We start from the raw sequence: 15776 nt of genomic DNA, 5'->3' as shown, positions 1-15776 counted from the left end.
TTACAAAGAGAAAAACACAAATAAAGTGCTTGTCCCGCATTACCAGTGCAACCATCCCGCATTCAATAAACCGTTTTCGCTTCATTTGTCACAGCAAAAAGCGGGCATATAACCTTATCTGGAGGTGCTGGATTGATCGGTGGGCTAGGGGTTTGAACTTTGCTCAAAGCGCTGCTCGATTGGCTGGCCAGCCGCTTGGTTTCATTGAAGCCTGTCACGCTGAACAGTCCGAAGTCAGTAGGTGCCCCCGTGCCCAAGTAGCCCGTTAGCGGCATCGCAATCATCAGACCATAGAGTCCCCCGTGCGCAACGTGCGCGCAGATGATCCAGCAACGCACCCAGCTGGAAATCGAATACGCCCGCGACACCATGCCCCGCGGCGTACTCGGCATGAACGCAGCGATGATGGAAGACTATCTGAATTTCATCGCTAACCGCCGTTTGAGCCAGATTGGCTTGAAGGAAAGCACTCGGGTTATTGAGTATCAGAGAGGTGGGGCGTTGAGCTGGGATTGATAGCCTAGCTAGACTTAGATAGTTTGAACACTAAAAGCCAAAAGCAGAAATGTTTTTGGCCTTTTAACAAAAAATTAAAGCAATAACTTTTAGGATTTTTTTCAAGCTGAACTTATCAACAATCTTAGTATCTCTAATGCGTCTAACTAACGCGCTTTTAAATAGCTTTGCGCTTTCTGAGCACAGTTCAAAATAACATCATCGATTTCAGATTCCGAGCCAATTTCAAAAAGCAAACCACCAGCATCTACATTCAACTCAACCATAAACCTTCGAAACGAATTTTCGCTAGAAGTTATCCATTGGTTAGTTAACATAGCGCGAAATATTCCTCTGATAAGAGGCTTTCTAGCGACAACTGTAGGACGCTCCACCATTGCCTGACGAATATCCGCGGTTTTTAGAAGAAGACGAAGACAAGCTTCCGGATTGGTGGGACCGGCACTAGTGGCAATATGCATGTTCCACCAGAGTCTAGAAATAGAGTTATCGTCGCGAACTCCTGTCCGACCAACTGCAAAAAAATGCTTTAGAACTTGTTTACGTTGATCCTCTTCGCTTCCAACTAGAGACCAACGTGCTCGAGAATAATCAATACATTCAACATGCGTAAAGCGAGTCCAAACTCTGGGTTCCATTGCGAGCGCTGGAGTCATTCCAACAAGAGCGTTGTAAACGATTATTGAATTATCAGCGTCCGTATCCGCCGCCGCATTGACAGCATCAAGAGTACGCAGCATATCTAGATTGACCCCAACCAACTCGCTAGTGATATTCCAGCCATTATCTTTAGCGAGGTCTAAAAAATCACCTCCATGATAACGGCTTAGATTGTCCACAATCGTGCCTTTGAGTTCATTCAGTTTTTCTTGGGACATGTACATGAGTCTGGGGATCGTCATATTACTTATCCTCTGTGCAACTGCGAAGAGATAGGATGGGATATTCAAGTAATTTTTGAGCCTCTTCTAAAATCGACATAGAAGAATCAATACTTATATTTTTGGATATACACTTCTGAGTGAAAGGAGTATACCATCGCCGCCCCTCATAAGACTCGCCCTCTTCGCGTAGGCGATCAAGCACCTCCATTACTGCAGGTAGATATATAGCACTCATTACAACAGAAAGAGTTGAACTCTTCTGCCTAAGCAAATCAATCAGTTCGAACGCGACAGGAGATACAAAAATAGAAATTCGATCACTTTCTAAATCAACACGCATTTCACTCTCACTAACGTCAGCAGATTTACTAAGTTCAAAAATACTTTCTATAGGTGCTAGCTTTTCCTGCCCGACGCTTATTTCCGTCTCGGCAGCTACTGCCAAAATATTACCAGCCTTAAGAGAAATAGGAGAGGAGAACTCTGGATGCAGGGAGGACGGATTCCACTCAGGAATATCTTTGTTAAGCCAAATTACGGGACGCAGCGTAACTGAATTCAGAAGCAAACCTGAAGAAAAATCAGTAAGCCCTACCTTATAAGAAAGGGTACGAACATCACTATAAAATGTGTGCGCACATCGAACAATGCATCCAACCGTCGCAACGCCACAATTAACCAATTCTGACAAATTTGGCTCAGTCAAAATGATCTCGTAGCTAAGAGAAAGCGCGCCTGTCACTCTACTCTCAGTGATATCAAACTCAACAGAAAATTCACCCTCTTTATAATCTCCAGTAAACGGCCCTAGGACCGGATGAGGAAACCTTGTATTATCTGTAAGCCTCATACAGACGCCTCCTCACCAGCAACAGACGCCAGAACTTCGATAGGCCCGTTGTATAGCTCCGAAAATGAAACTTTCAATGAGCATCTCTTTTTGGCAACCACATCTACCAAAATCGATTCACCTCTAATAACACCTAAGCTTGTTTCAACTGGAAAAAGAACTTGTGGATTATTTAACCCTAAAGCGTGTATAAATAAAAAAATCTTACCGTGAAACTCAGAGTCAAAAAATATTTCTCGTGTGGATTTACTATTCTCGGCGGTACAGATGCGATTTCGAACATCATTTAGTTGTATCGCCTTACCTTCCTTGAAATTACTACCATCCTTTTGAGCGCTCTCGTGAGAGCCGTTTCGTCCACCGCTATTTTGGCTTTTACTATTATCCCTGAAACCGCCGGAATGACTGGTACCGGCTTTTATACCTGAGTTTGGGGTAAATGTACTTTTAGGCTTTTTAGAGGCCGCTTTATATGTGTAAGTTTCGGGATCATCTTCAGAACCTTCCGTAGATGAAAATTCTGTTTTCCCAGCATTCGCAAAAAACTTTCCAAGCTCATCTATAACAGTAGAGTCCTGAGACTTAACTCCGGTAACATCCTTAATAAGGCTTCGCAGTTTATCACCTAGCTCACGCATCGCCTTCGTCGCAGATGCTCGCTTTTTTGAGTCTGCAATACGCTCAGCTGAAAAGGCATTATGCGCTGGATTTTCTAGATTTTTAAATATCTTACTAGCTTCATTGTTTTCCGGCTCTACAAGTGCGATAAAGTCAAGCGAGCTGGGAAACCTAGACAAAGGCTTATCGAAATGTCGAAGATTATCAGTAATTAGCATTCCGTTACGGACAAACCCTATTCGCTTTGGCAACCCGTCACCAATCAAAACACGAGCTTTTATTTCACCTAAACCTGGAATATTAAAAACACTTAGCTCAGAAGCATCAGATATGAGGCAAGTGTGTAATTCTCGAGCAAAATCCAAGTCACTTTTAAATCCAGACTGTGCTGCCGCTGCAACTATAGATACATTAGACATGAGGGCTTCAAGGGTATTCTTATTAATCTTAAACCTACCCGAATCCACCTCAAAAACCATGTCACCTGACTGTATTGCTACAAAAAAATTCATAACTAAAGAGCAGACCATTCGTTCTGCCCAATCTGGCGCTTCTCTAAACCCGAGACAGAATATCGATGTGCCAAGCTCATCACGTCGCATCCATTCAGGCAATGATGCTAAATCAGTAATCGCACGAAAGTTTGGCCCCCCCCAGTATCCTATTGCACGACGATTCGATTCGTCACTGTCGAAGTGAGAGACAAGCTTAACTTTTCCTTGGGCAGCAAACTTAGACTCTCCAGAAACCTTATCTTCATACAGCGAAGAATAAAACACAGTTTGTAGATCAGAAACGGCGAAAGAAGCATTTTTCCCAATACCGAATGAACCTCCAGACGTCTCGTTATCTTTCTTACTTACTCCAGCACCTTTAAGCAAGGCATTAAAAGGACTAGCAGGGTCATCGGGAGGACCTATCAGCCCCTCAGTATTATAATCGGCTATTCGTAAGATCGGAATAGTTTTACGCGCAACAACCGCAGCAGCACTGGTAAAAAAGTCTATTTCTTTTTCACTTACCGCTGTTTTAGCACAACTATCTATAGCACTTATAAGCTTTTCAAAATCTGGTATATTATCGACCGAAACATCAATTACATCAAAAGTCATTCTAACTGGATCGCTGTTATTTTGAATCGCATCCCGAGAGTTCTGTCCTGCTTCACGAGCACAACTCGCATAAGGAGCATCACGGAAAGTCTCTATCCCAGCATCCCCTAACCCCTCTTTTTCATCAGCCTCGTTGCGGAGAAATACTAAAGATGGCCCTGTCATTTTTCATCCTTTCAATAATCAAAGTTAAGTAGCTTCAAAACCTCCAACTTATGCATATGTATCTTTTCTTTCACAAGGCAAAATCACACAGAATGATATTGCCTTATAGGCAGAGCTACTATTTTTTCAATGCCCGCATCTCGTTTATAAAATCACCTAAAGTCAATAGATGGCAACGTAACGCTTCTGGATATTTAGTATGTAAAGTTTTGGGCACAACCAAAGAAACGCCTTCACTCACCATCTCACTGAATTGATTTACAGATACTCCTTCTTGTAGAGTAAACAAATGTATACGGCTCACCCTGCTGGCCTCGTTCAATACCTGCCGCCATCTATCCTTACAAGTAGTTTTCACCGCAAGCATTCTTAGGTTTGATGAAGGAAAATTTTCATCATGGTATGCTGTACATGATGGGAATATAAAATCAGGTCTTTTTTTAACTTCGGTTTGACATTGATTACTAAAATCTAACAAACCAAACTGCCTAAACAAATGAACCAGGTGAATCTCTAAAGAACGACCTGACCTTGATTTTCGCCGATTACTGACTGAGTTAGCCATCTGCATAAATTCATCAACTGAACGAAAGCCTTTTTTAACATGATGCAACGTATGCAACTCTTCCACTTGACGAAATAAGCTATACTCTTTTTTTCGACGCTCAACAATTAAAGCATCTGGTGTATCTCCATTCCACTTAAAGCTCTTTAGCAAATGAGAAATTATTTCTTCACCACTTGGAAAAGAATCAGTCCAGCTTTCAGGTATAGCTACAGCACTAGGTGCCACCGCAAACCCTGCGCTAAAGTCTGAAAATAATCTATCTCCTCTTTCAGCCATCCACCCGCCGGGCACAATCTCTCCCATCAGATCTTCTAAAAATCTTTCTTCCTCTAATCCATTGCAAAGCCATACGTCTACAAAATCTGCATCCTGCGTCTCTGACGGCATATGAAATGCGAATAGAATAAGCGCCCCAGTATTTTCTGGATCCTGAACAGGACTACCTTTAAAATCAGTATTCCATTTTGTTATCCGGCTTTCGTTACGGCTTCCTCCAAAAAACTTATCATTGTAATAGATCACATGAAGGCCTTGTTCAGGAAAAGAGTGCGAACTTATTTTAGCTCTGACTGCATAGCGTGGATTCTTAACCAATTTCGTATCTATGGAGGGAAATGCTATGATAGCTACAGGTTTATGAATATATATGCCAACCTGCTTTCCGCCAGTCAAGCCGGTATCATTACCCGATAGTCGCTTACCGTATATATACCAATCACCGGTACTTTTTTCGTGAACCCACTTTAAAAAACTGTCCAAATGCTCCGTCCTATATTACAGCTCAGTCAAAATTGAAAATTTAACCTGATACATAAGCCAAAGTCTTCATAGGCCGAATGCAAATTTTACTCTTTCAACACTACGCCATCGTCAATGCGACCATTTTTTGATTCAAAGCTTCCACCACAGAGCCTGACGCTGTACGGAAGCTAAGTAGCCCGCATCACGCTCCCGCTTTGCAACCCGTCAAATATCTAGGTCTGCCCCCAAAAACTCTCATTTCTCAACGTACCTTCATCGATCTGAAAATAATTGGATCCATTTACCAGCCAATCTGCGATCAGGTCAACCAGAAGTGAAGATTTTTCTTTTTTCATAGACCGTACTGCGCATTCCCATACGACCAGTATCCTCCAACCTTGCGAGTTCAAAGATCGTTCCTGGTCGCTGTCTCGGGCCTGATTTTTCCCAATTTTTTCCATCCAGAATTCTGGACGAGTCTTAGGAATCTTAAAGTACCTGCAAGCGTGTCCGTGCCAGAAGCAGCCGTGAATGAATACGGCGGCTTTGTATTTGGGGAACAGTAAGTCAGGTTTTCCAGGCAGGTGTGCAGCGTGTATACGGAAACGAAAGCCGCGTGCGTGAAGAGCTTTACGAATTAACAGCTCAGGAGAAGTATTTTTCCCCCGAATACCAGACATCATTTGGGAGCGAGTTGCTACGTCAACAATATCAGCCAAGGAACCTCCAGACCGAGATGGGCGTCCCGGCTTGTATAGAAGTTATCTTCGACATTAAGCAGGCAGTGAGAATTCCAACTGATTTTGATTGTCAGCAGTTTTGGCTTTAGCAGCTATAATCCGATCCTTCATCAATCGTGCTACCGCCTCAAAAACCGGCACCGCAACAGAGTTACCGAACTGCCGGTACGCCTGTGTATCCGAAACCGGGATGACAAATTTGCTCTCACCTGGCTTATCAAAGCCCATCAGCCGCGAGCACTCATGAGGGGTCAGCCTGCGTGGGCGATTGAGCTGATTCAGCTCGCTATTGAAATCAAGGTGCTCTACAAAACCTCGGTCTACCAATATTTCAGATCCGTCCTTGTGATATCGCGCAGACAGCGTGCGTGCAACATCATTGGGACGGGTAAGCCCAAAGCCGAAGCCATTGCCTTTCTGGCGATGTTTCTCTGCGTAACGGTAGAGATAATCCCAAAGCTTCGGGGTAAGGATGTATTTGCTATCCACTTCCTTGTCCAGGAGATCCCCAAAGCTGGGACGCTGTTTCGGTATGAGCTTCTCAATGTCACGAAGCGTGAAGCCCCCGTGCACGTTCAAGTCCCGTCGAAATCCGACCAACACGATTCGCTCGCGGTGTTGTGGCACGAAATGCTTCGCATCGATCACCTTGGGGTCTGAACCCTTTGGGGCATTGACGTCGGCGACTTCATATCCGAGCTCGTCCAATGCTTCACAAATGATTCGGAATGTATTGCCCTTATCATGGCTTTTGAGATTCTTGACGTTCTCAAGAAGAAACGCAGATGGCCGTTTTGCGGCAATAATCCGGGCTACGTCAAAGAAAAGCGTCCCTTGAGTTTCACATTCAAACCCGTGCTTGCGGCCAAGCGAGTTCTTTTTGGATACGCCCGCCAGCGAAAATGGCTGGCACGGGAATCCCGCAAGAAGCACATCGTGATCAGGGATCTCGCGATCAATATTCCGATAGGCGTCTTCGTCACTGATTTCTGGTTTGTCAGAGAGGGTTACCGTACGGATATCCTGATTGAATTTATGGCGCTTTGGATCACAATAGTGGTTTGCCTTGTAAGTTCTGACGGCATACGTGTTCCACTCCGAGGTGAAAACGCACTCGCCTCCAATCGCCTCAAACCCCTTACGAATGCCGCCTATACCAGCGAACAGATCGATAAACGTAAACGACGGCTTATACGTTGGCTGGGTTGGAAGCAACGACTCGAGATGCTTGTACTCGTTGTAGGTAAGGCGGGGCGTCGACTTACCCTTGACCCAGCGATTCACCGTCTCACGGCAGTGCGGTGATCCGATCTCGTTGAGCTTCGCTGCCAACTGCCCTTGATCATAGATTTCAAGAAGCCTGCGCAAAAGGTCTATGTCTTGAGCTGGATGTGGATCAGAAAAGGAGACAGGCTGGCTCATTTGAGATGATTCGGGCATTGCGGCTTCAAAGAGATTCATGAGCCATTTTCCTCTGGGTCAAACGTGTGACGAACGATCACCATTCTATTCCTTTATCACGGGATGTAAATTCCTGATTTCGCTCTAAACGAAAAGGACGGCACGCGGCTTTGAGAGGAGAATGGCAGGACTTTAACTGTATGAAAAAACAGTATATGGAGGTTTTCTGATCTGTCCAGGTCAATTTTCAGCAGGGTGTAGGCTTGACGTATTTTCGATCCCTTTGACGTAAATTCCTACGGAATCCGCAGCCTTTTCGGCACATGCTGGAGATTGACGACATCAACCAATCGCCCTAACCTCCTCAACCCGAGCCTAAGAAACTCGAAAACCAGAGCGGTCCTCCGCACCCGACAGCCATGCGGCTTTTTTGCGCCAGCGGTTTCCCTACGCCTGCAGGAAAGGTCACGTTTTATGCCGGGAGTGGGCGAATACAAGACCCGAAAGGGGAATATGTCCGGCCCGTCTCTGGTGGGTTTCTTAGCTCCCGGCACCTAAATTCTTGCCCTAAGAAAGCATCCAGAGGTTCATCATGACCAGTTCGCGCTATAAATCCGACTCTCGTCCGCATTCCGTTTCGGAGGTGGCAGATGACTAAGCTCCTCACCCCAACCCCCTTCCACCGCCACAACCGCCAACTCCTCGCCCTCCTCCTCGAAAACCAACCCTGGTTCAGTGCCCGCGATCTGGGTCGCATGATCGGCTGGCCATTGAACGAGCGAACGCTGCGCAAGCTGGACGCTGACCAGCACCGGATGATCACGCTCGACCTGCACGGCGAAACACAGTCAGAGCTGATGGTCAGTGAGTCGGGGGCGTACGCGATGATGGTACATCACTATCACGCAGAGAATCGTGGGTTACGGCAGTGGATTACCCATGAGGTGGTGCCTGCGTTGCGGGATGGGCAGGTGCCGTTCGATGACTGCACGCCGAACCTGAGCATGCTGCAGTGGCCGGGGTTGTCGGTAAGTATGTTGCACTGGCACAGCGAGCCGTGGATACGGTTGCGGGATATGCCGATGCTGTTGGCGCATCCGCAGATGCAGGTTGAAGCGCGGCCACGTAGTTTAGGCAGGCCTTGGTGGCGGGCGGTGTTGCCTGCTTCTCGGTTGGGTTGAATGCGTGGTGATGGCCGTGCCGTGTAGGTGACGGCCATTGCGTCTCGTCGGGTCAGTCTTTCAGGCGGCGTCGGTAGTCGTTGATCATTTCTTTAGTAACGTCTTCCTTGTAGCAGATGGGTGCGTAGCCGCCTTTGCGGCTGTACGCGCTGCGTTTGCCACATTGACTGCCATTGCGGGCGGAGTTGTAGGGGCATGGGCAGTTGCCGGGGTAGCTGTCGATGGATTCCTGGATGATGGCTTTGACGATTGAGGCGTCTGTTACCTGGGTTTCTCTGGCCTGTACGGTGAAGGCGCAGAGCAACGCGAGTATGGCGAAGAGGCCTGTCCCTGTCTTTTTCATGGCTATTCCTTAGCGAGTGCAGACGAGTGTCTGTTGCAAGGTTTTACCATGGCATCACTAGGCCATCAATTTTTAGTGAGGTCCTTGTCCGGGTCTTGTCACGTCGCGGGAGGGAGTTTTGAGACGTGTGAGGTTTTTGTCATAGCGCACAGGGTCCGCTATATGGGGCGCACGTGAATGCGCTTGTCGCTATACAAAAATCCGAGTGAGTTCGGAAAAAGGGCTAAAAAACGACGTCGCAGACTAGATGTAACCCCAGCGGGGTGACCTAAACCTTCTGCCAGAATCGAAAACAGACTTATGTATAACAACGAGCGCTCTAAGTGGTGATGATGCTTGGGAGGTTCTGTGTCCAATTCAGAGTGTGCAGTGCAACGAAGACTCGTGATACACATCGTCATCTTGACAATACCACTTTTAAAAGTCAGGAAATCACATCAAGACGTCCACAGGAGAAACTGATCATATCTCCGACGTTTATGTCTCCGGGTAGTACATCATCCAATTCAATAGTGACTTCACCCGCAATCACCAGCGTTTTTTCAACACTAGCCACCTCAGCCAGAATTTCATGAACGAATCCATCGTCAATACGTAGTACGTATGGCTGAGAGCCTGCCGCCATCTTGGCTACATTTTTTATTGATATCGCAAGGACAGGCTCAAGCAGCATGTCCCCGACATTCATATGACATGGATGACAAAAGGCTACGCACTGAGTCTCGGCATCACCGATTGTCAGCATTGCCTCTAGAGCATCTTTCGAGATCCATTCACACTGTTTAACAAACATTTAAAATCCTGAGCCTTGGCTTTTTGCTGAGCTATCGATTTCACCATTGCACAACTTCAGTGAGACACATACCCCTTTAGCACTAAAGGCTTTTTAGTTCCTCGGAAATAAATATTTCCGCCCCCGAAAAAACCGCTTCATTTTGGCATGCCTTATAAATTTCCGCCAAGAAACTTTCGAAAGCTTGAAAATAGATACTCTCAACCTCATTATTGTCGTCAAGAAAAATCGACATATTTATCTGACCGTTGGTATATTTCTTGATGCCTGCGTATTCCTCTTCAAACTTAAGACCCAAACACCCAACCAAATACTCTCCGATACTTTCAGGAAGCCTTTCAAGACTATTAAACTCCCACCCATAATCGCCTAGAACCTTAGATGCGCCTGTAGGAACTATGAAAACTGCCTGATAACTTCTCTTCATGCGACCACTCAAGTTCCTACGAGCGCCTCGTAAATTTCAATTGGTTTTTTCATCCAATGGCTGCCACAGAATCCTTTTAATATAATCCTTAGCTTCCTGCTCAGTTTCAAAATCCAAGACCTCGTACTCATCATTTACTAACATGTCTCGCCAAGAAACATTTTGATCACGAAGACATTCAGCTAACTCATACCTCATCTCATCTGTTTTGCCACTAGAATTAAGGCTATTAACATATATACCTATAGCAACGTCTTCTGCCAGATTAAAATCCGAACAAAAAACAGTCTTTAGCATGTGCCGAACATTCTCATATTTCATAAATGCCTTACCTTTTTAGGGAGCAGGTGCTGGAAAAATAGTAATTGTCTCCCAAATTTTCTTGCTGGGATTATACTGATACAAGCCTTCTACACTTCGCAAATTTTCAAGCTTTTCTGGAGCGCCATTTGTCTCAAGGTTTTTAAGGATGTTACCAGTGGGTAATACCCGCTTGAAACCTCTTCCAAGATCAACGCCGATATCGCCTGCCTCTTGAGCCGTAACCCTTATGACATCTTGGCCTGGTTGGCGCGCTATAGCCCTTTCCAAAGCTCCACCATTTCTAATGGTTTGGTCAGCAAAAATCAATAATTCATCGCTGTGGAAAGCCGATGATAAAGGTGGGACTGACGGGCCGACGTCTCCGTTCGGCTTAATGGCTGATTTTGCCCGGAGCATTAGGTCTCCATCAGAGACTTTGCCACCGTGAACACTTAGGGAGTGTGCGTTGGGGTGGCCCGTTACAAGATCTAATTGTTTTGGATCTATCTTGCTTGAAACAGTTTTTTGATCCAATGCATCTGGTTTAGCTGCGTCTGCGGTCTTTGAGCGATTTGTTGACAAAGCCTCTTGAGCTTCCAGCGCCCCCCTACCCGGCTCCGGCCTCTGCAAATCAGGTCGCTTCTTCAGGTCATCTTCATGCTCAAGCATCCACTGGCCCAGTCGCTCGCCTTTGGCGCTGGCCCGCATTTCATTTGCCAACGCACGAGCGTTACCGCGGCCGCGTGTGATGTACTGAACCATCGCGCCCAATAGCAGAATCACAACCTCAACGTGCCCTTGTGCGATTTCCTGAACCGCACTGTTCTGTGCGACCGGGTCGTCTCCCATGAAGGAGCTCCACCCTTGTTCGCGGGGGCCTTGCCATGCTGTGCTGATACCGCGTGTGTAGTAATGAATGATGCGCGGAAAGCCGTCGATGACGGATTCAGCGATGGACTCCAGACCAAGAATCCCCAGTATGAAAGTACTGGCCTGCGCCCCTAATGCAGCGCCCATTAAACCACCGGGAGCAGCACCCACCCCGAAAAAAAGTGCACCCGCGCTTGCACCGGCGACCCCTCCGACAAAAGCACTGCCGACGACGATCATGGCCATCTGGGTGACTACGTCGATCAAGTCCTTGATGATGCTAGAGATGTCGAGGTCAACGAACCGCTGTCCCAGTATGCGGCAAGCTTCCCATTCGGCACGGTCGAACGCGGACCTGACACAATTGAAGCGGCGAATGATCAGCGCGGGCGACGGGAGGGGTTCATTTCGATGGGTGCGAAAATGGCCCCCTCTGTAGGGCTCGATGTCACGGTCAAGCTTTCGCCGTATGTCATCCCATGAAGGCAGCATGTGAAAAAAGAACATTCGGTGTCTCCCTGACAATTCTTGATACAGCTCTGCCTGAGCAACTTAACAGAAGAAGTGCAAAAAATTCCAAGAGCCGCATGGCACCTGCAAAAATTCGGAAAATTCGTACATCAGCGTTGGTTGTTCAAAAACAGCCTTTGCCTGAGTCCTATTCGGGCGTGTGGGGAAGATGTGAAGCTGAATTTGGATATCGTCTCCGAGCGGAGGAATGAAATCTATATACCAGCCCTGTGACCGATTCGGAGAACGAGCTTCTACACGGAGGGCGTAGGCGCTTCAGTAGGTGAAGACGGCTACGATGGGCTGCGAAGCGGCCCTGAAACTGGTGACCTCGTTTGAACCTGACGTACCGGGCGCACAGGTTTTGCTGCCGGTTCCCGGCAGATCGCGAACAAGTTCGCTCCTACGCCCTACGGGCAGAAGCGGGTCAGCGAAACGTCGACCGGTGCGCCCCACGGCCTCCGGCCAGAAGCCGGAGTTGTGAGTGATCAGGCATTTGCCTGATGGCTTGGATATGACGCAGAGCGTCACGAAATGCGTGCCAACGCGGAGCATTGGCACGATAGTCATACGGAGCGATGGGCACGCTAGGTGTCTAGAGCCTGCGGGGCTACTTCACCCCGCAGGCATCCCCCATCAGAACTGCCAATCCAGCGACAGACCCACACCGTGGGTTTTATCCCGCGCACCCAGCAAACCGTTGTAGTCCAGGTTGATGCGCGCATCCCTGCCCAGTGCCAGGCTGGCGCGGGCGCCGACGACGGCGGCGTCGCGGTCCATGGAGACGCTTTGTACGTTGAAGCTGTTGCCAGCGCTGGCGAAGGCCAGGTGTTGTTCAGACGAGGTGTCGCTCAGGTTGTGCTGCCAGCCGAGGGTGGCGGAGACGTCGAGTTTTTGTGTGTCGTTGAGGTTGAAGCGGTTACCGGCGCGCATGCCCAGGGTTGAGAGCACGGTGTCGCGGGTGTCGTCGCTGCCTTTGAGGGCCGTGGCGCCGCCTTTTTCGGTGAAGCTGTCGCTGTCGAAGTGGACGTAAGCCAGGTTGGCGAATGGCTCCAGTGCCAGCGGTTGCAGGTTCAGGCGGTAGGCGGCTTCGGTGAACACCTGGCTCGACTGGGCGTCGCGTTTGACTTTCTGGCGATCGGAGAACGCGCCGAATTGCAGGTCGCGTTTCACGTCGATGCGGTGCCAGCTGTGCGATGCGCCTGCGGTGAGGCGCAGTGCGCCCTGTTCGTGGCCGATGTAGGCGCCCAGGTGGTAGCTGTCTGCCGAGGCCCGCGAGTGGGTGTCGTCGCCCAGGCTCAGCGAGGTGTCGCTGTATCCTGCCATCGCGCCCAAGCGGGTGTGCTCGCTGATCAGGCCGTCCACACCGGCAAGCAGGCCGCCCAGCGATGAGGTCGAGCTGGCGCTGTCGCTGCTGCCGCTGTTTTTGCCCCAGGCACCCAGCGCTTTGACCCACACTGAATTGTCTTCACTGCCCGGTGCTGGCTGGTCGTACAAGCCTTCTACACGCAGACGATCACCTACGGCGTCGCGCAGTTGGCGACTGTCGTTGATCAGCTGTGTAGCAATGGCCGGGTGCACTTCGCCCGATAGCTGGGTAAACGCCCGGCGTGCGCTGGCAGTGTCCTGGCTGAGGATGACGCTCTCGTACACCGAATTGCCGGCATTCAGTTGCTCGATGGCCTGAGCCACGCTGCGCTGATTGTCGGTTTGCGCAGCGCTGGCGAAGCTGTCGCCGTTGCGCTCAAGCGCCAAGGTTACGCCGCTGCCGGTGTAGGCCAGGTTGCCGGCGAGGAACGCGTAATCGTCGGTGACCGAACCGAACTGGCCCTGAATGCCGCCAGCCGCTTGCAACACGTTGTATTGGCGGCCGATGACGCTGCGGGTCTGGTTGCTGCTGAGCAGTGCAGCGTTGTCGTTTTCCAGCGTCAGGGCCATGTTGGCGCCGCTTACGGTGGCGGTGCCGCCGACCACGATGCGGTCGCTGGCGGTGGGTGACAATTCCACCGCGTAGGTCGAGCCCGGCGCCAGGTTGAGGTCGCCCGCCACTTGCAGGGTGCCGATGGAGTTGCCCGGCGCGACGGTGCCGCCCTGGTTGGCATTCAGCGACGCGACGCGGCCATTGCCACCCAGAATGCCGCCGTTGTTGACGGTGACGGCCGAGGCCAGAGAGCCGTTGATGGCCAGGCGTCCTTGATTGACCAGGGTCGGGCCGCTGTAGCTGTTGGCCCCGCTCAACACCAGGGTGCCGATGCCTTGCTTGGTCAGGCCGCCGTGGCCGGAGATGTCGTTGCTCCACACGTCCAGTCCGCATTGCGGGCCGGTGCAGGTGCGCTGCGTCGGTTTGCCGGCATCGACAATCGCGCCAACACCGGGCAAGTCAGCCACGAACTGGCTGTCGCCGTAGGCGCCGTCGATACGAAACTCGGCAGGGATGTCCGCTTCGGTGACGAACATGCTCGGGCCGTTGATGGCCTTGCCGAGGTTGATCATGCCCCAGCCGTACAGCGCGTCGACGCCCGGCGCGCCAAGGTCGGTGGCGGTGGTTTTCAGGACGTCGGCGACCTGCGCGCCGGTCATGTACGGGAAGCGCTCCATCAGCACAGCCATGCTGCCTGCCACGTGAGGTGCGGCCATCGAGGTGCCGTTCTTGTTGGCCCAGCCGACGGTCAGGTCTGCCAGGCTGGTGCCGTTGAGCACCGAGCTGTAGATGCGCGTGCCCGGTGCCGAGACGCAGAAGCTGGCGGTGTAGCCGCAGCGCGACGAGAAGGTGCTCAACGTGTAGGGCGTGGTAGCGGCCGCTGCGGCATCCGGGTTTTGTTGCAGGGCGGCGACGGTCAGCCAGTTGGGCGCGATCTCCGGTACGAAGTAGCCGAGCCCTGCCATCGCGTCGGGGTTATTGAGGTTGTAGTCGTTACCAGCGGCGAAGATGGTTACCACGCCGCTGCGTGCTGCGTCGATCGCGCCCTGATACGCGCCACCCGGACGCGTGCCGAGGATCTGGCGAATCTGGTCGAACTGCACTTGTGCGTCCTGCACGGTGAAGTGCGGGAACGCCGGATCGCGCCCGCCTTTGTCGAAACGGTCGGTGATGCCGATGCCCCAGCTGTTGTTGATGACCCGTGCGCCACTGTTGACCAACGCGTTCCAGCCTGCCTGATACACCGCGCCGTCGTTGCCCAGCACGATGCCGTCTTCCGGGCCCGGGTCGCCGTTGTCGGCGCTGATGATTTGCGCGTTGTAGGCCACGCCGTGCATCGGCCCGCCGTCACGATTGCCACCGGCAATGCCACCGACGTGGGTGCCGTGGTTACCGAGTTTGCCGCCGGAGTCCAGGCTCGGTGCGCCGTCGTAACGGAAAGCGTCGCCCGCCTTCACCGGGATGTACGGGTCGGTGTATTCGCGGATGCCGCTGGTGACCAGATTGACCACCTTGTCGGGGCTGTCGAATTCCGGATGCGGGGCGTAGACCGGCTGGTCGAAGATGCCCAGTTTGATGCCCTTACCGCTGTAACCTCCGGCATAGGCTTGATCAGCGTTGATCGCGCCCAGGCCCCAGTCGGCATTGAACTCGGCGCTGCGCCAGCTGGCGGCGTTGCCTGCCTGCCCTGCTTCTACATAAGGTGCGGCATGAGCCACGCCCAGTGTCGCCAGGTAGCAGGCGAGCGCGCCGCAAGAGGCGCGATTGACCGCTCGAATGGCTTGTCTTAGGGATTTGACAGAGGTGTGTCGGGTACTGAATGCATCTTTCATG

The 15776-nt window shown here is 50.6% G+C and carries 13 protein-coding genes and 1 pseudogene; 2 read left to right on the top strand and 12 right to left on the bottom strand.

Annotation, left to right across the window (positions count from 1 at the left end; translation table 11 throughout):
- Window positions 1–318 precede the first annotated feature (318 nt).
- Window positions 319–516: pseudogene (locus KBY02_RS04360) on the top strand (ribonucleotide-diphosphate reductase subunit beta); the annotation flags it as partial.
- Between the two features lie 146 nt (window positions 517–662).
- Here the strand turns inward: KBY02_RS04360 and KBY02_RS04355 are convergent.
- The 6 genes from KBY02_RS04355 to dcm form a co-directional block, all read right to left on the bottom strand.
- Window positions 663–1394: a DUF6339 family protein gene (locus tag KBY02_RS04355; protein ID WP_225649908.1), complete on the bottom strand. Its 732-nt coding sequence runs from the start codon at window positions 1392–1394 to the stop codon at window positions 663–665.
- 25 nt (window positions 1395–1419) lie between these two features.
- On the bottom strand, window positions 1420–2250 hold the full coding sequence (locus tag KBY02_RS04350) for a hypothetical protein (protein WP_141249855.1): 831 nt from the start codon (window positions 2248–2250) through the stop codon (window positions 1420–1422).
- Window positions 2247–4145 carry a hypothetical protein gene (locus tag KBY02_RS04345; protein ID WP_225649901.1) on the bottom strand — a complete coding sequence of 633 codons (1899 nt, stop codon included), beginning with the start codon at window positions 4143–4145 and terminating at the stop codon, window positions 2247–2249. The genes KBY02_RS04350 and KBY02_RS04345 overlap by 4 nt, the downstream gene beginning before the upstream one ends.
- Window positions 4146–4263: 118 nt before the next feature.
- Complete coding sequence (locus KBY02_RS04340) at window positions 4264–5472, bottom strand: type II restriction endonuclease (RefSeq protein WP_225649900.1); 1209 nt, start codon at window positions 5470–5472, stop codon at window positions 4264–4266.
- A 215-nt stretch (window positions 5473–5687) separates the two neighbouring features.
- Complete coding sequence (locus KBY02_RS04335) at window positions 5688–6173, bottom strand: very short patch repair endonuclease (protein ID WP_096128172.1); 486 nt, start codon at window positions 6171–6173, stop codon at window positions 5688–5690.
- A gap of 54 nt (window positions 6174–6227) precedes the next feature.
- The gene (gene dcm / locus KBY02_RS04330; protein ID WP_096128173.1) at window positions 6228–7655 is read right to left on the bottom strand and encodes a DNA (cytosine-5-)-methyltransferase; all 1428 of its coding nucleotides are present in this window, start codon (window positions 7653–7655) and stop codon (window positions 6228–6230) included.
- Between the two features lie 590 nt (window positions 7656–8245).
- On the opposite strand from dcm, the gene KBY02_RS04325 reads away from it, so the two are divergent.
- Window positions 8246–8776, top strand: coding sequence for a Bro-N domain-containing protein (locus tag KBY02_RS04325; protein ID WP_225649898.1), 531 nt, complete (start codon window positions 8246–8248; stop codon window positions 8774–8776).
- A gap of 52 nt (window positions 8777–8828) precedes the next feature.
- On the opposite strand, the gene KBY02_RS04320 is transcribed toward KBY02_RS04325, so the two are convergent.
- The 6 genes from KBY02_RS04320 to KBY02_RS04295 form a co-directional block, all read right to left on the bottom strand.
- Window positions 8829–9119: a hypothetical protein gene (locus KBY02_RS04320; RefSeq protein WP_058398917.1), complete on the bottom strand. Its 291-nt coding sequence runs from the start codon at window positions 9117–9119 to the stop codon at window positions 8829–8831.
- 424 nt (window positions 9120–9543) lie between these two features.
- Window positions 9544–9912 (bottom strand): hypothetical protein, encoded by a 369-nt coding sequence (locus KBY02_RS04315; RefSeq protein WP_096135925.1) that lies wholly within the window; start codon window positions 9910–9912, stop codon window positions 9544–9546.
- A gap of 82 nt (window positions 9913–9994) precedes the next feature.
- Window positions 9995–10339 (bottom strand): hypothetical protein, encoded by a 345-nt coding sequence (locus tag KBY02_RS04310; RefSeq protein WP_024642229.1) that lies wholly within the window; start codon window positions 10337–10339, stop codon window positions 9995–9997.
- Window positions 10340–10375: 36 nt separating this feature from the next.
- A complete protein-coding gene (locus tag KBY02_RS04305) occupies window positions 10376–10660 on the bottom strand; it encodes a hypothetical protein (protein ID WP_011268614.1) in 285 nt (94 codons plus the stop codon).
- Window positions 10661–10675: 15 nt separating this feature from the next.
- The gene (locus KBY02_RS04300; RefSeq protein ID WP_011268615.1) at window positions 10676–12019 is read right to left on the bottom strand and encodes a DUF6861 domain-containing protein; all 1344 of its coding nucleotides are present in this window, start codon (window positions 12017–12019) and stop codon (window positions 10676–10678) included.
- A 639-nt stretch (window positions 12020–12658) separates the two neighbouring features.
- Window positions 12659–15775, bottom strand: a complete 3117-nt coding sequence (locus KBY02_RS04295) for an autotransporter serine protease (protein WP_225649896.1) — start codon at window positions 15773–15775, stop codon at window positions 12659–12661.
- Window position 15776 lies beyond the last annotated feature (1 nt).

The sequence above is a fragment of the Pseudomonas sp. P129 genome (assembly GCF_020312195.1).
GTDB classification, from domain to species: domain Bacteria; phylum Pseudomonadota; class Gammaproteobacteria; order Pseudomonadales; family Pseudomonadaceae; genus Aquipseudomonas; species Aquipseudomonas fragariae.
This window is presented reverse-complemented; position numbering and strand designations above follow the sequence as displayed.